Origin of the sequence: Pantoea sp. DY-17 (genome assembly GCF_019795975.1) — a bacterium.
In the GTDB taxonomy this organism is placed as follows: Bacteria; Pseudomonadota; Gammaproteobacteria; order Enterobacterales; family Enterobacteriaceae; genus Pantoea; species Pantoea leporis.
Genome location: NZ_JAIMIG010000002.1, coordinates 507,049 through 525,702 on the forward strand (window position 1 = coordinate 507,049; position 18,654 = coordinate 525,702).

The window sequence follows — 18,654 nt, forward strand, 5'->3', positions numbered from 1 at the left end:
ACGGGAAATATCGGCGGCAGGTCGCTTTATTTTAAGAATATTTACCTTGCATTTCTGCGGCCGAAAAAAAGTATTGCAAGCTGACCCAAAGAAAGACCGTGGAAGTAAATCTGGAGCTACTTCCACGCTGTTTTTCTAACGTGCAGCACCTTGCAGGCGGAACTGCGACACCAATCGCTCCAGCATCAGCGCCTGCTCTTCCAGGGAGTTCGCCGAGTGCGAAGAGGCGCTCACCAGCGTGGCGTTCTGCTGCGTGGTGGTATCCAGCTCGCCGACCGCGCGGGCAATTTGCTCGATTCCGCGGCTCTGTTCATCCGACGCCGCGGAAATCTCTTCCATAATTTGATTCACACGCGCAATGCTGCCGAGAATCTGATCCATGGTTTCACCGGCGCGCGCCACCTGCTGATGGCCATTGCTGATGCGTCCGACCGATTCATTGATCAACTGTTCGATGTCTTTCGCCGCCCCGGCGCTGCGCTGTGCCAGATTGCGCACTTCGCTGGCGACCACGGCAAAACCGCGTCCCTGCTCGCCGGCACGCGCGGCTTCTACCGCCGCGTTCAGTGCGAGGATGTTGGTCTGGAACGCGATGCTGTTAATCACGGCGGTGATATCGGCAATCTTCTTCGAGCTGTCAGAGATTTCGCCCATGGTGTTCACCACATCACGCACCGCGATGCCGCCTTTATTGGCGTTGTACGAGGCTTCCGCCGCAATCTGACTCGCCTGTCGCGCATTGGCGGCGTTGTTTTTCACCGTGGCGGTGAGTTGCTCCATGCTGGCAGCGGTTTCCACCACCGCCGCCGCTTGTTGTTCGGTGCGTGAAGACAAATCGAGGTTGCCTTGATTAATGGCGCTGGCCGCCTGCGATACACTGCTAACGCTGCTCAGCACATCGCCGATCATGCTGCGCAGCCGTTCGTTCATGCGTCCCATCGCCGAAGTCAGCTTGCCGAACTCATCATGCCGATCGGTGGCAAACTGCGAGCTGAGATCGCCATTGGCGATGCGCTCCGCCAGTTCGAGGTTATGGAATACCGGACGCGTGATCTGACGAATGATGTACCACGCCACCAGCACGCCGAACAAAATCGCCAGACCACCAATCAGCAGCGAAATCGCCGCCGAGCCGTTGGCCAGTTCATCGTTACGCGCTTTGACGATGGTAATGATCTGTTTGATCGCTGCACTGCTCTTGTCGCCCGCCACTTTGACGGTGTCTTCCGCCGCACGCAGCTGGCCATAGGCATCCGCCGCTTGCAGACTCAGGCTTTTGAATTTCTCAGTGTCCTGCCACAGTGCGGTGAATTCGCCCTGCTGTTCCGGCGGCAACTGTGCCAGCAGCGCTTTCATGCCATGATCCGCCTGCTGGAAATGATTCTCCAGCGTTTTACGCAGCGCATCGCTGACGTTAAAACGCAACGCCCAGGCTTCTTCGCGCACATTGCTGATAGCGAACAGCTGCTGGTAAATTTGATTGGTAAGTTCAGGATTAGTAACCGGTGTGCGAATCAGTTGGGTGTAGCGCGAAGTCATGTCTTGCCGGCTTAAAGCGTCAAGTTGCGAGCGCAGGCTATTGAGTTGCTGCGTGGCTTGCGTCATCGCGCCAATGCTGTTCTGGAAACTGGCGAGGTGCGTTCCCAGTTCATCCACCCGCGCTCTGGCACCTTCCGACCATGAAAGTTGCTTCGCATCGCTGGTGAGTTGCTGCGCATGCGTGACGTAATTCGCCATCACCTGGCCGGATTTGTCATCGCCATACAGATATTTGAGGCGGTTAATTTTGGCCTGGAACACTTCAATGTTGATGTCATAAATTAGGTTAGTTTTCTGATAGATGTCATGAATGGCGTTAAAGCGCTGCACGCTTAATCCGGTTGCCAGCGCCACTAACAACAGCACGATGCCGAATCCTGCCGACAGCTTACGCGTGATGCGCACATTACGTAATCGGGATACCAGCCCCATCTTCCCTGCTCCTGCGTTAATTATTTTTGTATGGTTTGTAAGGGAGTTATCGGAGCGTTGCGGGAAATGTTTATTCGGGATGGTGCAAAAAGTGATTGCAGGATGTGACGCGCTATTGAGAGCAGTGCGCAAAATTTAGGGGCAAACTTGTTGCGCTAACTGGCTGAAACCTAAACGGAGTGGTAACCCCATCACCCACGACTTTACTTTTTTTCCTGACTAACCCAAACCAGCTCGTCAGCAAAAGTTTGCTCTATTGGTTAGCATTTCACATTAAAGTATGTTGTAACTATATGAGCTAAAATCTACGTTTGTCGAAATTATTGGTCTGGCTTGCTTTAAAATTCAATGCTATCAGCAGCTTGTGTCTCGGCGAAGATGGCGATTTCAGGATGAACTCGCCTGCGGAAAAGCGCAGGCGTTAATGGTTTTACCAGCGTGTCGCTTGCATATCGATAACGAAACGATATTTCACATCGCCCTTCAACATGCGCGCGAAGGCTGTTTCGATCTCTTGACCGGCAATCACTTCAATATCGGCAGTAATATTATGTTTGCCGCAGAAATCCAGCATCTCCTGAGTTTCCTGAATGCTGCCAATCGATGAGCCGCTAATGCTCAAACGACGATTTACCATCGGCGTCACATTTGGAGACTGGTGCGGTTGCTCCGGGATACCCACCAGCACCAGGCGACCGTTGGTTTTCAGCGTGGCAAGGTAAGGATCGAGATCGTGCGGAGCCGAGACGCAGTCTACGATGAAATCCAGTGAAGTTTGCGCGGCGGCCATCTGCCCGGCGTCACGTGAAACCACCACGCGCGTCGCACCCAAGCGCAGCGCATCTTCACCTTTGCCGGGTGAAGTGGTGAAAAGCGTGACTTCCGCGCCCATTGCGCTCGCCAGCTTAACTGCCATATGCCCTAATCCGCCCAAACCGACTACGCCGACTTTATCGCCGGCTTTTACGTTAAAGTGACGCAGCGGCGACCATACGGTAACGCCCGCACACAGCAGCGGTGCAACGCCAGCCAGTGGCAAGGTTTGCGGTACGGACACCACAAAGTGCTGATCGACCACCACATTCTGCGCATAGCCGCCCCACGTGCTGTCGCCGGTGTATTTGTCGATGCCGTTATAGGTCGCCACAAAGCCGGCTTCACAATATTGCTCTTCTTGCTGCTGACAGAAATGGCATTCGCGGCAGGAATCGACCATTACGCCGACGCCAACTACATCACCGGCTTTGAAATTCGTTACGTCCGCGCCGGTTTCAACAACGCGTCCGACAATTTCATGTCCCGGCACCAGCGGATAGCGGCTGACCGCCCATTCGTTACGGGCCATGTGCAGATCCGAATGGCACACACCGCAATACAGAATTTCAATTTTGACATCCTGCTGTTGCAGCGGTCGCAATGCAATCTGGCCTGAAGAGAGCGGTTGGGCCGCGTCGTGCGCGACTAATGCATTGATTTTCAAAGGGCCTCCGAAATGAGTTGGCTTTGGCTAGCTGAAGGCGGCAGACTATAGTGAACATGGTGCAAAATTGATAGTAGTTACCTTTTGGTAACCATTCAGGAGACGAGAACTATGCCCGCGATGGTAGACGGTAAACTGTTTTTTTATGCGGATTCGCCGCCGCGACGGTTAATGGATCTGTTTTCGGTGAAATGGAGCAGCATGGTTCTGCATGCGCTCTATCATTGGCCTAACCATCGCGCGCGCACCGGCGAGCTCCAGCGCAGTCTGCAGGGAATTTCGAAGAAGATGCTGTTTCAGACGTTGAAAGAGCTGGAGCAGCGCGGGCTGATTGCGCGTCACGTTTATGATGTGGTGCCGCCGAAAGTCGATTATCGCCTAACACCGCTCGGCATGACGTTCGCCGCACCGATCGAGCAGATGTATCAATGGGGGCTGGAGAATCAGGCGGCGCTGGATGAGATGGAAGCCCACTTTCGCGCTGCTACGGACGCGCCATCAGCCGCGCCACACATTCCCGATCGTGCTGCTGACGCGGATTAAACACCACCAGGCTTAAACCCGGTTTACCTTCAACCGCAAAGGTGCTGTATTCCAGCTCGAGCACGCCTTCGTCCGGCAGCCACAGCTGTTTAATACCTTCGCCATGCTGACTCACTTCCTGTGATTGCCACAGCTGGCGGAAGGTGTCGCTCATCTCGCACAGCTCCTCCACCAGCGCGCGCACATGCTCGCTGGCGCCGGTGCGCGCCACATCTGCGCGGAAGTTGGCCACCATGCCGCGTGTCACTTTATGCCAGTCCGGCAGACGCTTTTTCATCTCCTCGTTGCGAAACATCATCAGCAGGATATTGCGCTGGGCAGGCGGCAGTTCAGCGTAATCGACAAACACTTTGGTTGCCGCACGGTTCCACGCCACCACTTGCCACTCTGCGGTTTTGACCAGCGCTGGCGTGTTCTCCATGCTGTCGAGCACGCGCTGCAGCGATGGCGAAACATCAACGCCCGCCTGCCATGTCACGCCAGGCAGACGATTTTGCGCCAGCAAAAACAGATGATCGCGCTCGGCGGCGCTCAGCTCTAATGCGCGGGCTAAGCGTTCCAATACTTCTTCCGATGGCGCGCCGCCTCTGCCCTGCTCCAGCCACGTATACCAGGTAGTGCTGACACACGCGCGCACCGCCACTTCTTCCCGGCGCAGGCCCGGCGTGCGGCGACGAAGTAGAGTGTAACCAAGTTTCGCCGCATCCAGCCGCTGGCGACGTTCACGCAGATAGTTGCCGAGCAGGTTGTCATCTTGGGGAGTCATGCCTTTATCCTGTTAGTGCGTATACCTGTATAAGCTCACGACTTTTCGTCGCGTTGCAGACTTTTATGATAGTGCTTCAACTTTGAAAAAGTGGAGCACCAATATGCGAATTTTTGTGACCGGGGCGAGCGGCTTTATCGGTTCCGCCATTGTGAAAAAACTGCAGGCACGCGGTTATCAGGTGCAAGGTCTGGCGCGCAGCGAGGCTTCCGCAGAAAAACTGCAGCAGCAAGGTGTGCAGGTGATTCGCGGCGATCTGCAAGATCTCGACGGCCTGCGTAAGGCGGTCGAACAGAGCGATGGCGTGATCCACGCAGGATATATTCATGATTTCAGCCGCATGGATCATGCCGCCGAAGTCGACCAACGCGCGATTCTTGCGATGGGTGACGTATTGGCAGGTTCAGATCGCCCGCTGATTGTCACCACCGGCACCGCGCTGGTGTCGCCGGGACGTCTCGCAACCGAACAGATTCAACCAGCAGCGGGCGCGCATCCACGTTCCAACTCCAACGTCGCCGCGCTGGCGCTGGCCGACAGCGGTGTGCGCGTGGCGCTGGTGCGTTTACCGCCAACCGTACATGGCGCAGGCGATCACGGATTTATTCCGATGATCATCAATATGGCGAAGGAAAAAGGCGCAGCGGTGTATGTCGGCGAGGGTGAGAATCGCTGGCCCGCGGTGCATCGCGATGATGCCGCTGAACTGTTTTGCCTCGCGGCTGAAAAAGCTGAGCCGGGCGCGATTCTGCATGCAGTGCAGGAAGAAGGGGTGCCATTCCGACAGATTGCCGAAACCATCGGCACCGGATTATCACTGCCGGTGAAAAGCCTGACGCTGGAAGAAGCAAAAGCGTGGTTAGGCTGGATGGCATTTTTCGCCTCTACCGATAATCCGTCATCCAGCGCGTGGACGCGTCAGACGTTTAACTGGCAGCCGAGCGGGCCGGGGTTATTGCAGGATATGCGCGAGGCGGGATATTTCAGTGAGTGAACCCGTGATGAGTTCTCAAGATCATTGACTTAAAACGCTAAGAGAAATATTTACCCACATCATCACGCTGATGAATAACAGCGAGCACTTCAATTCCACCGGGCACCAGACGATAGAAAATCATGTGGGAGCCGCTAGGGAAACTCAAAATATTCGGGCCAAGTTCGTCACGTTTACGGCCTGTGCCCGGATTTTTATCTAAATGACTCAAGGTGTTCTGCATACCCTGAACATAGATTTGCGCTGTCATTGGCCCATACGTTTTATGCGAATGTGCATTGATGTCTCTGACCTGCTTTCTTGCTGGTCCGGTAAAAATGACGGTCATCCCTGGGTTTACTCCCCGGCAGATTTGATTTCTTCAGCAGTCAGTGGACTAAAAACATCTTCCATAGTGTAAACATCGCCTTGCTCGGAAGCAGCAATAGACTCGGTAAGCATATTGCGAAGATTCTCCAGCTTATGTGCTTCCAGCGCGTTGTAATCGTCCACTGACATAATGACAAATTTTGGATTGCCATTTTTGGTAATGCCGACAGGCTCGCGTGTCGCTTTGTTGAGAACTTCGCCAAACTGGATTTTGGCTTCGCTGGCTGTAAAGCTATACATAATCCCACCTATTTTGGTCAAATCGTACCGATTCGTACCTATATTAGTTCTCGCGATGCTCTATTACAATCACAACTTTGACCATTGTCGACACCTCCAAAACATCAGCCAAACGGCACTTCGCGCGCCAAAATGCGTGCGATCACGTTAAGCGCGCCTTCGTCATTGTTGCTTTCGGTTCTGTAACGCGACACGGCGCTGACTGGCGCGGCGGCGTTCGCCATTGAGAAGCTGTAGCACGCCTGACGCAGCATTTCGATGTCATTGGCGCTGTCGCCTATCGCCACCACTTCACAATCATCAATGCCCCATTTTTCCTGAAGCAGCGCGATTCCGTGCGCTTTGTGGCAGCCAGGAATGATCAAATCCACAAACCCAAAACCGCTGGAAACCGGATGCATGATGTTTTCAATCGCGCCCAACTCAGCGTGCAGACGTTCCATCAAGGCATCAACGCCTTCGTGCGCCAGATTCAGCGAGAACTTAAAGATGGTGTCGTCGATATTGTAGAGATTGTCGCGCTTTTCCAGACGATGATAGTGATTCGCCAGCATGGCAATCACTTCGTCGGACATTGAGGTGTGCACGTACGCGCCGTTGCGGCCACAGACCACGGTGCTGATGTCCGGCTCTTTAGCGAGAATATCGAGGATTTGATGCACGCGCTCCTGCGCCAGTTCGCCGCAGAAGATCTCTTCATTGCTGTCAGAAACCCAGGCGCCGTTTTCCGCAACAAAAGCGATCTCGTCTTTGATATCAGGAAAGTAGCGCAGCAACTGATAATACTGATTGCCGCTGGCGACCACGAAACGAATGCCCTTCTCTTTCAGCAACGCATACTGACGCGCAAAGCGCTGCGCGTTGTATTGTTTGTTGTCATCGAGAAAAGTGCCATCCATATCCACCGCAATCATCTTCACTGCCATTTTGCTCTCCCGTTTGCTCATTCGGCTCTATAAAGGTTTTGTTAAGCTTACTCGCGGTGTGGATTATTGAGAATGTGAATAATGAGTTTGTTAACCGCTTTCAGAGATTTCCAGCCCATCTTTTACTGTATATCGGCGCCTTTTTCCCTGATCCAGGCACAAAACATCGCCGCCATCTCTTGCGCGTAAGCCTGAATCTCAGCTGGCGTGCGCGGCGATTCGGAAAAATGTTTCCCAACATTGCCCAGCGTACTGTTCAATAAATCTGCGGCGCGCGATCGTTCACTTTCCTCTGAGTGCGGTAATACTTCACGCAGAAAATCACTGATGACGTTTTGACCCGCCGCGCGCGCTTCCTGCACTTCCGGCGCATCACGATACAAAGGTGCGGCGTCATTCAGCGCGGTGCGCATCGCCGCCTCTTCACATTCCGAATGCAAAAACGCCAGTGTGAGATCGTGCAGTCGTTGACGCGGCGTGTTGGCGGTATTGCGCAGAATCGCACCTAACAAATCGCTAGTGCGTAGCCACTCTTCGCTTTGCAACCTGAAAAGAATAGCTGCCTTATTGGGGAAATATTGATACAGCGATCCAATACTGACGCCCGCGCGTTCCGCCACCCGCGCCGTGGTGAAACGCGCGGCGCCTTCCAGCGCCAAAACCTGAGTAGCCGCCTGCAAAATGGCGGAAACCAGCTCGCTGGAACGCGCCTGCCTGGGTCTTTTTCTCTCTGAAATCTTAATGTTACGTGGCTCAGTCACTATCATCTCCTGAACACGAATAGTGAAATGCGAATGATTCATCGTATTCTGTTGGCACAGCAAAATCCATTTGTCTGCACGGAGAACAACATGAATACCTTAACCTCTGCGCCACTGGCGCCGCTGCTGAATTACCTGTTTGAGCTGGCCGATAATATGGCGCATCCAACCAATAATGCCTTCAGAACCATGACTGACGCCGAGCAACATCGCCTGCTACACAGCAAAACCGATTACCTGGAACTTTATGGACATCTAAAAGAGGTGCCGTTAGCGGTATCGCGTGAAACCGGCAAGTTGCTGTATATGCTGGCGCGCAGCAGCAATGCCCAAACCATCGTTGAATTTGGCACCTCATTCGGCATTTCCACGCTGCATCTGGCGGCGGCGCTGCGCGATAACGGCGGCGGTAACATCATCACCTGCGAGTTTGAACCGGGGAAAGTGGCGTTAGCTCGTAACCATTTCGCCGATGCCGGCGTCAGCGATTTGATTGAGGTGCGCGTGGGCGATGCGTTGCAGACATTGAGCCGCGATCTACCGGCCACCATCGATATGCTGGTGCTGGACGGTGCAAAAGCGATTTACCCGGAGATTGTAACGTTGGTGCAGCCGTTTTTGCGTCCCGGCGCGCTGATTGTTGCCGACGATGCCGACTTCAGCCCGGAGTATCTGGAGCTGGTGCACAGTAATCGTGGTTTTATGTCGCTGCCGTTTAACGATGGGGTTGAGGTGTCGATGTGGGTTGGGAATGAGTCATTATGAAGGTCGCCAGGAATGGCGACCTGACTAATCAGTTAAACCATGGCTGGAACGGGTCGGGGAATTCCACCCAGTTATCGGGTCCGAGCGCCATTTCCTCATCGGTTAACAGCGCCTGTTCCAGTTTGCTAAGCAGCGCGTTTTCATCCATTTCTATGCCGATAAACACCAGTTCCTGTCGCGCGTCGCCGCTGCCGTCAACCCAGTTCTCTAAGATGTAGCCAAGGTTTTCCGCATCTTCCGGCCAGCGATCTTTTGGCACGCTGGCCCACCACATGCCGGCTAAACCCTGACGCGATACGCCGCCTGCCTGCGCCCATGAACCGGCATGACGCGGACGGCTGGCAAGCCAGAAGTAGCCTTTGGAACGCACCACGCCGTGCATCTCATTTTCAATCAAGTGAGCAAAACGCATCGGATGGAATGGACGACGCGCGCGGAACACGAAGTTACGAATGCCGTACTCTTCGGTCTCGGGCGTGTGTTCTCCACGCAACTCCTGCAGCCAGCCCGGCGCCTGCGCGGCGGCATCAAAATCAAACAAACCGGTGTTGAGCACCTGATCCAATCCCACTTTGCCGAATTCAGAGGTGATAATGTTGGCGCGCGGGTTGAGTGACGTCAGGATTGCCATCAGCCGCGCTTTTTCCGTCTCGTTAATCAGGTCGGTTTTATTAAGGATCAGTACATCGCAGAACTCGATTTGATCGACCAATAAATCCACCACCGTGCGCTCATCCTCAGCGCCCAATGATTCTCCGCGCGACTGAATGCTCTCATTCGATTCATAGTCACGCAGAAAGTTAAAGCCATCGACCACCGTCACCATGGTGTCGAGCGAGGCAACTTCAGACAGACTTTGCCCCTCTTCATCGGCGAAGGTGAAAGTCTCCGCCACCGGCAACGGTTCAGAAATGCCGGTCGATTCGATCACCAAATTATCGAAGCGGCCATCTTTCGCCAGACGATTGACCTCCAGCAGCAAATCTTCACGCAATGTGCAGCAGATGCAGCCGTTACTCATTTCCACCAGCTTTTCGTCGGTGCGCGACAGCTCTGCCCCGCCCTCGCGCACCAGCGCGGCATCAATATTCACTTCCGACATATCATTGACGATCACCGCCACACGACGCCCTTCGCGGTTATTGAGAATATGATTTAGCAGCGTGGTTTTACCTGCGCCAAGAAAGCCGGAAAGCACGGTGACGGGAAGTTTTTTGAAACCATCCTGATTTTGGGTTAATGCTGACATAGCAACTCCTCTGAGTGACAAGGTTCACAAGACGTATAGGCATACGCGCAATGGTGTTTTTTGATATGTTATAACATAACAATTAACGTTGTCATTGAGGAATGTTGAGCGATGGGATTGGTCGCCATGAATGGCGACCTTACGACGAACGGGGAAAACCTGCGATTACTGGTTGTCGGGATAACTCAAATCGATGGCGTTATCCGGCAACGTGGTGAAGTTTTTAACGATGGTGCGGAAATCCGCGTTCGGTTTTAGATCGGCAAACTGTTGCGGATAGAGATCTTTCGCCAGAATTTCCATGCCGATGATGTTGTACGGATGATTATAGAAGTGGTGGTACACGCCATACACGCGGCCCTGTTTCACCGGCTCGATCTGCGCCAGGCCGGTGCGCTTTAGCAGCGTCTGGAAGGTGGCTTTCACTTCTTCCGGCTGCACGCCATAACCAAACGGCAACACATTGGCGTTTGGACGTTTCGATCCGGTCATGATGTAGACATCCGGTTTCATGGCGATGATTTTTTCCAGCGCCACAAATCCGGCATTGCCCGGCAGCAGTTCAGAGCCGATATTTTTGCCGCCCACCGCTTCCACCAATCCGCCCCAGCCATTGTGGCTGTGCGTAAAGCAGCAGTTGTCGCTATTCCCGGCTATCGGCTCGATAAATACCGTTGGCTTCTCTTTTACTTGCGCCACGCCTTGGGTGATGCGCGCGAATTTCTGCTGATAGAAATCGGTATAAGCCCTGGCCTGGCTTTCGCGGTTCAGCACCTTACCAAGCAGCGTCACGCTCGGCGCGGTGTTCTGCGCGGGATGCAGTTCATAATCCAGGAACACCACCGGAATATGCAGATTCTGCAAGGTGCCGAGCACGCCCGATTGCTGTAACGCCGGTTTGGCGCGCAGTTGCGCAATCATCAAATCGGGTTTCTGCGCCAGCACGCTTTCGAGATTAACCTGGCCCTGATCGTCAAAGCCCATATCGACGATTTTCGTCGCTTGCGGCCAGCGCCCTTTAAGTACATCCCAGGTTTGCGTGTCCTGCTTTTTCGGCAGATTGTTCCACGCCACCACGCGCTTAAACGGATCCTCGCGATCCAGCAGCGCCAGCGTCAGAATGTCGCGCCCATCCTGCAATATGATGTGCTGCGGCTCTTTGTTGATGGTTTGCGTGTTGCCGTCCATATCGGTGACGGTCAGCGGATACGTGGAGGCAGCCGCCGCCGTTGAAGCCAGTAATCCCATTGCCAAAAGCAGGCGCGTTTTCATGCCAAAACTCCGTGGTAAAAAGAATAGTTATTATTATCAATTACCTTAACACAACCTTAAGTGGCGAGAATAAACGCCACTTCAATCAGTTGTAACAGAGTTTTATGCGGATGCTGTTAGGTGAAATCAGAGAGTTTTTGTCCGGAAGTGATCAGTTCCTGCAGCAGCATCTGGCGACGCTCCTGCGGCGTATCGCGGCTGACCATAAAACAGATTGCCGCCACCGCCTGACCGCTGCGCGAACGGATCGGCGCCGCCATGCAGCAGGTAAAGCTTTCCGACAAGCCTTCGGTCATGCAGTAACCGAGTTTTCCAGCGTGATGAATTTCATCAAGAAACGCCTGCTTATCGAGGATCTGGCCGCTGGCGAGGCGATAATCCTCCTCCGGGATCAAATCCAGAATCGCGCTGTCCGACCAGTTACTCAGCAGCAAACGCCCGGTCGCGGTCCAGGTAATCGGCACACGCACGCCGATATCCGAAGTGATTTTGAACGGATGCGCATTGCTCTCAGAGAGCACCACGGTGTATTTGTTGCCCTCCAGCATGCAGAGCTGCACGGTTTCACCGTGGCGCGCCACAATCTCCACCATGAGTTGATGCGCCCGACGGATCAGATCGTTATGCGCCATATAATCCGCACCGTAATAGTGCATCTCACGGCCAAAGAACACTGCGCCTTCGGCATCCAGCTCCACCAAACCAGCTTCACTTAGCAGGCTGACTAATTCATAGATGCTGGAACGGGGTGCGCCGGTGGCGTCGATCAACGCGCGCATCGACATCGGCTGACGTGCGCTGTGCAACTGCCGAAAGATATCAATAACCCGGTCAACGCCGCGCGCCCGCGAGGGTTTTTCGTCCGGCATAAACTCACTCCTTGGTGGCTTGGGTACAAAAGGTAAAGGCAATGAAAGAAGGGCATGATACACCGCGCATCGGCTTTTACCCATCCCGGATTAAATAAATATTAATTACCTGCCATTAATTAGCACGATCAATTTTGGTGCCTCATTATGGCGCAATACGCTCACTCAACATTTATAAAACTACGATAAAGATCACACTCCAATATAAACACAGACAAAAGTTAATTTTATTTTGCGATCCCGACGACATCACAAAAAATTAAATCGCTGTGCACATATTGCAAAAGAAAAATTCCTGTGCAAATCTTGCCCTATCCAGTATTGCAGATAGCAGTCTGGTATATCAGACAAGACAGTAAGCAGATTTTCGCTGCAACAGGAGCAGAAAGGGATGACGATTAAACGTTATGGCGTAGAAGGCGGAACCGGTACCGGCGGGCAGAAACTGCCGTTTGCCCGCGCGGTTGAAGCCGATGGCTGGCTCTACATCTCTGGCCAAACACCGATGCGCGACGGCGAAGTGGTGGAAGGTGGCATCATCGAACAGACGCAGCTGGCGTTCGAAAACTGTCTCACCATCATGCGCGAAGCCGGTTATCGCGTCGAGGATGTGGTGCATGTCACGGCGGTATTAACTGATGCGCGTTATTTCAGTTCATTTAATAAAGTATTTAGTGAGATATTTAGCGGAAATCCCCCGGCGCGTATTTGTAGCGTGCAGGATTTAGTCGTCGACTGCAAAGTCGAAGTCGATATGAAATGCTTCCGCGCCGATCGTAAATAAACATTACGGTTAAAACAGGCTGGCGAACTTTTACTTTCTCCGCCCACACCAGGACAGCCTGTTATTAATTGATGCCTTTCTATTTTGCTGTGAAATAACGGTATTACACCGTCTCGTCAAAATTTCTAAAGAGAGCATAACAATGAAGACAACATCGCTAAAAGTGAGCCTCCACGCGCTAGCCGGCGCGCTGGTATTACTGACGCTGGCGGGCTGTACGCCAACCGAAGAGAAAAAAGAAGCGGGCGCTGCGCCGCAGTCAGCGCTGCAAACCGTATTGCAACGTGGCACGCTGCGCGTCGGTGACTGCCTGAGTTTCGCCCCGTTCGGTTTTTACGATAAAGACGGTAACCCGGACGGCTACGATGTTGATCTCGCCAAAGCGCTGGCCAAAGAGATGGGCGTGAAACTGGAAATGGTCAACACCACCAGCGCCAACCGCATTCCTAATCTGCAAACCAATAAAGTGGATGTGGTGTTCTGCAACTTCACCCGCAATCTGGAACGCGCCAAAGAGATCGGCTTCACCAACCCGTATGTGGTGGCGAGTGAAGCAATGCTGGTGCGCAAGAACAGCGGCATCCAGTCCGCACACGATATGGGCGGCAAAACCATCGCCACGGTGAAAGGCTCGACCAACGGTGACGAAGTGCGCAACCTGGGCATTGACGTGAAGATTCAGGAGTACGACTCATCGCAGGCTGCCATCCTCGCGGTGAAACAGGGCCAGGCTGATGCGATGATCGAGGATAACAACTTCCTCGCCTATCAGGCCAAGCTCGACCCGACGTTAACCGTGACCAATGAAGCGCTGGTGCCGCTGGAATACAACGCCTTTGGCGTGAAACAGGGGGATCAGGTCTGGACCAACTACCTCAACGAATTCCTGTTTGAAATTAACGCCTCCGGTGAAAACGCCCAGCTGTATCAGAAATGGTTCGGCAACAAACCGCGTTATCCGCTGAATCCGCAATATTGATCCCCACGCGGCGCGGCAACTGCTGCTGCGCCGCCCGAAGGAGCAGAACCATGAGTTATCAATGGCTAACCCTGTGGCGCTACGCCGACACTTTTCTTGCCGCCGCGTGGCTTACCTTGCAAGTGACATTGCTGGCGTTTGCGCTGGCGGTGGCGCTCGGTTTGCTCTCGGCGCTGGCGAAAGCGTCGCCGCTGGCCCCGCTGCGCTGGATCAGTCACTGCTACGTTGAGTTCATCCGCAACACGCCGGTGCTGCTGCAGATCTTCATCATCTTTTTTGGTCTGCCGTCGCTCGGCATCACCATGAGCGCCTTTACCGCTGGCGTGCTGGCGCTGGGGATTAACGTCGGTGCCTACCTGTCCGAAACCTTCCGCGCAGGCATTCAATCGGTGCCGAAAGGCCAGCTTGAAGCCGCATGGGTGCTGGGCATTCCCCGTCGTCAGGTGTTTCTCACCGTGGTGCTGCCGCAGGCTGCGCGCGCGGTGTGGCCCGCCATTATCAACAACCTGATTCAGCTGCTGCTCGGCACCTCTTTGCTGTCAGCGATTGCGCTGCCTGAACTGACCGGCACCGCCACAGTGATTAATGCGCGCACGCTGCTGTATATCCAGACATTTAGCGTCGTTGCCCTGGTCTATCTGGTGCTGAGCAACCTGTTCTCCTGGCTGGGAACGATGGCAGGACGGCGCATGTTCCACCCGCCGCTGGTGACCCCGGTAAAAAAGTCCGCCTGGTGGTGGGCAAGAAAATGGCTGACTAATCCAGTGAAACGGGAGAACGCGCTATGAACGAGTTAATCATTAGTTCGTTACCGATTCTGCTAAAAGGGCTCGGTATCACGCTGCTGCTGTCGGTGGCCGCGATCATTGGCAGCACGCTGCTGGGCTTGCTGGCGGCGGTGTTGCGCACCAGCCGCTTGCCCGTTCTGAAGCAGATTGCGGTGATCTACACCGAGCTGTTTCGCGGCACGCCGGTACTGATCACGCTGATGTTCATCTACTTCGGCGTCGCCTATTTCGGCTATGACATCAACCTGTTTGCCGCCGGTATTCTTGGCCTGAGCATCTATCAGGGTGCGTATATCGCGGAAGTGTTCCGCGCCGGCATCGAAGCGGTGCCGAAAGGCCAGTGGGAAGTGTCATGGATTTTGGGCCTGTCGAAGCGTCAGACCTTTATGAGCGTGATCCTGCCGCAAACGCGCGGCATCGTGCTGCCGCCGCTGGCGGGCCAGTATCTTTCCCTGATCAAAGACACCTCGATCGTCAGCATGATCGGCATGTCCGAACTGATGCATCAGGGCCAGGCGATTGTCGATCGCATCGGTCAGCCGGTGGTGGTTTACGGTCTGGTCGCCCTGCTCTACTTCGCCGTCTGCTTCCCGCTTTCCCGTTGGGTTCAACATCATCAAACCAGGAGCCAAATCTCATGAGCAAATCCGCGATTACCTTAAGCCGGATAACCAAATCGTTTGGCGCAACCCAGGTGCTGAAAGAGATCAGCCTGGATGTTTCACCGGGCGAAGTGCTGGTGCTGATTGGCGCATCCGGCTCTGGCAAAAGTACCGTGCTGCGCATCATGAGCGGGCTGGAAGTGGCCGACGGCGGTGAAGTGTGGGTCAACGACGTGCCGCTGCACCAACGCAAGCGCGCCAGCGAAATCTGCGGTCACGTTGGCATGGTGTTCCAGCAGTTCAACCTGTTCCCGCACAAAACCGCGCTCGGCAACGTCACGCTGGCGCTGATCAAAGCGCAAAAGCTGTCGGAAGCCGAAGCCAATAAACGCGGCATGGCGGTGCTGACGCGCGTCGGACTGGCCGAGCGCGCGCATCACTATCCGGCGCAGCTTTCCGGTGGTCAGCAGCAGCGCGTGGCGATTGCCCGTGCGCTGGCGGTAGAACCGAAAATCATGTTCTTCGATGAAGCTACCTCGGCGCTGGACCCAGAACTGGTAGGCGAAGTCATGGAAGTGATGCGCAGCCTGGCGCGTGAAGGCATGACGATGGTGGTGGTGACACACGAAATGGGCTTCGCGCGCAAAACCGCTGACCGCGTGGTGTTTATGGATCAGGGCGTGATTGCCGAACAAGGTTCGCCCGAGCAGATTTTCGTCAATCCACAGAACCCGCGCACGCAGCAGTTTTTATCGCGCGTACTTGAGCACTAACAGGAGGATCTATGTCGATTCGCTTTCCGCTGCAGGCGGATGGATTACTGGATGCGCAGCAAACCGCGCCACGTTTTAAATCGGTTGCCGGAGCCGGCGAGTCGCCGCTAGCTCTCGGCACGGCGGTGCTGAGCAGCGATCAGGTGTTTTCGCCGCTGATGATCATGAAACAGTCGGCGCTGGAGAACAATCTGCGCCAGCTGGCAGACTTCTGCCGCGAAAACGGCGTGATGCTGGCCGCGCACGGGAAAACCACGATGTCGCCTGCCGTTCTGCGCCGCGCGATTAGCGCAGGCGGCGCCTGGGGTTTGGGTGCCGCCACGCCCGCGCAGGTGCGCGCGCTGCGTCAGTTCGGTATCCGCAATGTGTTTCTCGCCAACGAGTTGGTCGATCCGGCGGGTATTCGCTGGATTGCGCAGTGGCAGCAGCAGCATCCCGATCATGGCTTCCTGTGCTACGTCGATTCGCTGCAAGGCGTGAAGCTGTTGGCGCAGAACCTCGGCGATAGCCGGATTTCGGTGCTGCTGGAGATGTCTGTCAGCGGCGGCCGCACCGGTTGTCGTTCTCAGCAAGATGCGGTGGTGATTGCCGAAGCGATCGCCGCCTGCCCGGCGCTCAAGCTGGTGGGGGTCGCCGGTTATGAAGGCGCGCTCGGTGCAGGCCGCGATGAAAGCGGCATTCAGCGTGTGAAGGATTACTGCCAGATGATGATCGCTACCGCTGAATTGCTGGCGGAAAAGCAGCTGTTTACCAGCGACCACATCATCCTCAGCGCCGGTGGCGGCGCCTGGTTTGATGTGGTGACAGCGTGCTTCACCGCGGCGAAACTGCCGCTGCCGATGACGCCGCTGATCCGGTCCGGCGCCTATATGGCGCACGACAGCGGACTCTATGCACGCATCGCGCCCTTTGCTCAGCCGGGCGCAACGCATCATTTTGCTGCCGCGCTGGAGATTTGGGGCCGCGTATTGTCGCGTCCGGAGCCAGGCCTGGCATTCATCGATTTTGGCCGCCGCGATGTCCCGTTCGATCAGGATCTGCCAAATCCGCTGTGGATCCGCAACGCCGATGGCAGCGCACCACGCGCGGCGACGCATTTGCGTATCAGTGATGTGAACGATCAGCATGCTTATCTGTTATTGCCGGAGGATGAGCCGCTGCAGGTGGGCGATTGGGTCGGCTGCGGTATTTCGCATCCTTGTACCGCCTTTGATAAATGGCGCTATCTGCCGCTGGTGGATGATGATTATTGCGTCACAGATTCACTGGAAACAGCGTTTTGATGGGTAATTAATCGGTGATCGTAGCGGGGCAATTTATTGCGCGATAAATCGCGCCGCTACGGAATGGTGCATCTGTTGTAGCGACGCAATTTATTATATCAACGCCAACCCAACTCCGGTGCAACGTGGGTCAAAATGCTCTCAATCACGTGCGCACAGTAATCCACGCCTAACTGATTCGGGATGGTCAGCAACAGCGTATCCGCTTCGGCAATCCCTTCGTCCTGCGCCAGCTGTTTGATCAACTGATCCGGCTCGGCGGCATAACTGCGACCAAAGATGGCGCGGGTTTTCTCGTCGAGGAAACCCACCGAATCCCGATCCTGTCCACTGCGACCAAAGTAGGCGCGGTCGGTGTCGTTGGTCAGCGCAAAAATGCTGCGGCTCACCGAAACACGCGGCGTACGCTGATGGCCCGCCGCTTCCCATGCCTGACGATAAGCACGAATCTGCTTCGCCTGCTGCACGTGGAACGGCTCGCCAGTTTCATCATCTTTCAGGGTGGAGCTTTGCAGGTTCATGCCCTGCTGCGCCGCCCAGATAGATGTCGCGTTGGAACCCGATCCCCACCAGATACGCTCACGCAAACCGGCCGAGAACGGCTCAAGACGTAACAAGCCCGGTGGATTGGGGAACATCGGCTGCGGATTGGGTTTAGCAAAACCTTCACCGCGCAGCACTTCCAACAGTTCCTCGGTATGGCGACGGCCCATATCGGCATCGCTTTCACCGTTTTGCGGATCAAAGCCAAAGTAGCGATAGCCTTCGATAACCTGCTCCGGCGAGCCACGGCTCAGACCGAGCTGCAGACGACCGCTAGAAATCAGATCCGCCGCACCGGCATCTTCCGCCATATACAGCGGGTTTTCGTAGCGCATGTCGATCACGCCGGTACCAATTTCAATCTTTTTGGTGCGCGCACCGACCGCCGCCAGCAGCGGAAACGGCGAGCTTAACTGACGCGCAAAGTGGTGCACGCGGAAGTAAGCGCCATCGGCACCCAACTCTTCGGCGGCGACGGCTAAATCAATCGATTGCAGCAGTACGTCCTGCGCCGAACGGGTGGCGGATTGTGATGATGGGGTCCAGTGACCAAAAGATAAGAAGCCAATCTTTTTCATGCTGAAATTCTCCTCGTGAGCCGCGCCGGCTCGAACGTTTTCAATGCAGCAAGGTTACGCCACAGACGAGGTGACTGATAGCCAATAGATTTCGCGCGCTTCATCAACTTTTTTGCATA

20 protein-coding genes are annotated in these 18,654 nt (G+C 54.9%); 9 read left to right on the forward strand and 11 right to left on the reverse strand.

Translation table 11 applies throughout. The features are described from left to right. Positions 1–135: 135 nt before the first annotated feature. Positions 136–1,971 (reverse strand): methyl-accepting chemotaxis protein, encoded by a 1,836-nt coding sequence (locus tag K5Y33_RS12675; RefSeq protein WP_222234142.1) that lies wholly within the window; start codon positions 1,969–1,971, stop codon positions 136–138. 430 nt (positions 1,972–2,401) lie between these two features. Beyond that, a complete protein-coding gene (locus tag K5Y33_RS12680) occupies positions 2,402–3,451 on the reverse strand; it encodes an NAD(P)-dependent alcohol dehydrogenase (protein ID WP_110867091.1) in 1,050 nt (349 codons plus the stop codon). A 111-nt stretch (positions 3,452–3,562) separates the two neighbouring features. On the opposite strand from K5Y33_RS12680, the gene K5Y33_RS12685 reads away from it, so the two are divergent. After that, positions 3,563–3,994 carry a helix-turn-helix domain-containing protein gene (locus K5Y33_RS12685; RefSeq protein WP_192414610.1) on the forward strand — a complete coding sequence of 144 codons (432 nt, stop codon included), beginning with the start codon at positions 3,563–3,565 and terminating at the stop codon, positions 3,992–3,994. On the opposite strand, the gene K5Y33_RS12690 is transcribed toward K5Y33_RS12685, so the two are convergent. Next, complete coding sequence (locus K5Y33_RS12690) at positions 3,936–4,760, reverse strand: helix-turn-helix transcriptional regulator (protein ID WP_192235306.1); 825 nt, start codon at positions 4,758–4,760, stop codon at positions 3,936–3,938. The genes K5Y33_RS12685 and K5Y33_RS12690 overlap by 59 nt on opposite strands. 103 nt (positions 4,761–4,863) lie before the next feature. Between K5Y33_RS12690 and K5Y33_RS12695 the strand changes: the two genes are divergently transcribed. Then, positions 4,864–5,754: an SDR family oxidoreductase gene (locus K5Y33_RS12695; RefSeq protein ID WP_222234143.1), complete on the forward strand. Its 891-nt coding sequence runs from the start codon at positions 4,864–4,866 to the stop codon at positions 5,752–5,754. A 37-nt stretch (positions 5,755–5,791) separates the two neighbouring features. On the opposite strand, the gene K5Y33_RS12700 is transcribed toward K5Y33_RS12695, so the two are convergent. From K5Y33_RS12700 to K5Y33_RS12715, 4 genes are all read right to left on the reverse strand, one after another. Further along, a complete protein-coding gene (locus K5Y33_RS12700; protein WP_110867087.1) occupies positions 5,792–6,082 on the reverse strand; it encodes a type II toxin-antitoxin system RelE/ParE family toxin in 291 nt (96 codons plus the stop codon). An 8-nt stretch (positions 6,083–6,090) separates the two neighbouring features. After that, positions 6,091–6,363, reverse strand: a complete 273-nt coding sequence (locus K5Y33_RS12705; RefSeq protein WP_222234144.1) for a type II toxin-antitoxin system Phd/YefM family antitoxin — start codon at positions 6,361–6,363, stop codon at positions 6,091–6,093. Positions 6,364–6,467: 104 nt separating this feature from the next. Continuing rightward, positions 6,468–7,289: a Cof-type HAD-IIB family hydrolase gene (locus tag K5Y33_RS12710; protein WP_222234145.1), complete on the reverse strand. Its 822-nt coding sequence runs from the start codon at positions 7,287–7,289 to the stop codon at positions 6,468–6,470. A gap of 122 nt (positions 7,290–7,411) precedes the next feature. Next, on the reverse strand, positions 7,412–8,050 hold the full coding sequence (locus tag K5Y33_RS12715; RefSeq protein WP_222234146.1) for a TetR family transcriptional regulator: 639 nt from the start codon (positions 8,048–8,050) through the stop codon (positions 7,412–7,414). 90 nt (positions 8,051–8,140) lie between these two features. Between K5Y33_RS12715 and K5Y33_RS12720 the strand changes: the two genes are divergently transcribed. Beyond that, positions 8,141–8,815: an O-methyltransferase gene (locus K5Y33_RS12720; protein ID WP_222234147.1), complete on the forward strand. Its 675-nt coding sequence runs from the start codon at positions 8,141–8,143 to the stop codon at positions 8,813–8,815. Between the two features lie 28 nt (positions 8,816–8,843). On the opposite strand, the gene zigA is transcribed toward K5Y33_RS12720, so the two are convergent. The 3 genes from zigA to K5Y33_RS12735 form a co-directional block, all read right to left on the reverse strand. Then, positions 8,844–10,064: a zinc metallochaperone GTPase ZigA gene (gene zigA, locus K5Y33_RS12725; RefSeq protein ID WP_222234148.1), complete on the reverse strand. Its 1,221-nt coding sequence runs from the start codon at positions 10,062–10,064 to the stop codon at positions 8,844–8,846. A gap of 165 nt (positions 10,065–10,229) precedes the next feature. After that, a complete protein-coding gene (locus K5Y33_RS12730; protein WP_222234149.1) occupies positions 10,230–11,336 on the reverse strand; it encodes an ABC transporter substrate-binding protein in 1,107 nt (368 codons plus the stop codon). Positions 11,337–11,452: 116 nt separating this feature from the next. Beyond that, positions 11,453–12,205: an IclR family transcriptional regulator gene (locus tag K5Y33_RS12735; RefSeq protein ID WP_176973282.1), complete on the reverse strand. Its 753-nt coding sequence runs from the start codon at positions 12,203–12,205 to the stop codon at positions 11,453–11,455. Positions 12,206–12,596: 391 nt separating this feature from the next. On the opposite strand from K5Y33_RS12735, the gene K5Y33_RS12740 reads away from it, so the two are divergent. From K5Y33_RS12740 to K5Y33_RS12765, 6 genes are all read left to right on the forward strand, one after another. Then, entirely contained in the window at positions 12,597–12,989 is a 393-nt protein-coding gene (locus K5Y33_RS12740) for a RidA family protein (protein WP_008109150.1), read from the forward strand. Between the two features lie 142 nt (positions 12,990–13,131). Beyond that, positions 13,132–13,968, forward strand: coding sequence for a transporter substrate-binding domain-containing protein (locus tag K5Y33_RS12745; RefSeq protein WP_222234150.1), 837 nt, complete (start codon positions 13,132–13,134; stop codon positions 13,966–13,968). A gap of 50 nt (positions 13,969–14,018) precedes the next feature. Further along, complete coding sequence (locus tag K5Y33_RS12750; RefSeq protein WP_101761202.1) at positions 14,019–14,756, forward strand: amino acid ABC transporter permease; 738 nt, start codon at positions 14,019–14,021, stop codon at positions 14,754–14,756. Further along, the gene (locus K5Y33_RS12755; protein ID WP_154156654.1) at positions 14,753–15,397 is read left to right on the forward strand and encodes an amino acid ABC transporter permease; all 645 of its coding nucleotides are present in this window, start codon (positions 14,753–14,755) and stop codon (positions 15,395–15,397) included. The genes K5Y33_RS12750 and K5Y33_RS12755 overlap by 4 nt, the downstream gene beginning before the upstream one ends. Then, the gene (locus tag K5Y33_RS12760) at positions 15,394–16,131 is read left to right on the forward strand and encodes an amino acid ABC transporter ATP-binding protein (RefSeq protein WP_222234151.1); all 738 of its coding nucleotides are present in this window, start codon (positions 15,394–15,396) and stop codon (positions 16,129–16,131) included. Before K5Y33_RS12755 ends, K5Y33_RS12760 begins: the two co-directional genes overlap by 4 nt. A gap of 11 nt (positions 16,132–16,142) precedes the next feature. Further along, positions 16,143–17,414 carry an alanine racemase gene (locus K5Y33_RS12765; protein ID WP_222234152.1) on the forward strand — a complete coding sequence of 424 codons (1,272 nt, stop codon included), beginning with the start codon at positions 16,143–16,145 and terminating at the stop codon, positions 17,412–17,414. Positions 17,415–17,512: 98 nt separating this feature from the next. Here K5Y33_RS12765 and K5Y33_RS12770 read toward each other — a convergent pair whose 3' ends face one another. Continuing rightward, complete coding sequence (locus tag K5Y33_RS12770; RefSeq protein ID WP_222234153.1) at positions 17,513–18,535, reverse strand: LLM class flavin-dependent oxidoreductase; 1,023 nt, start codon at positions 18,533–18,535, stop codon at positions 17,513–17,515. Between the last annotated feature and the right edge of the window lie 119 nt (positions 18,536–18,654).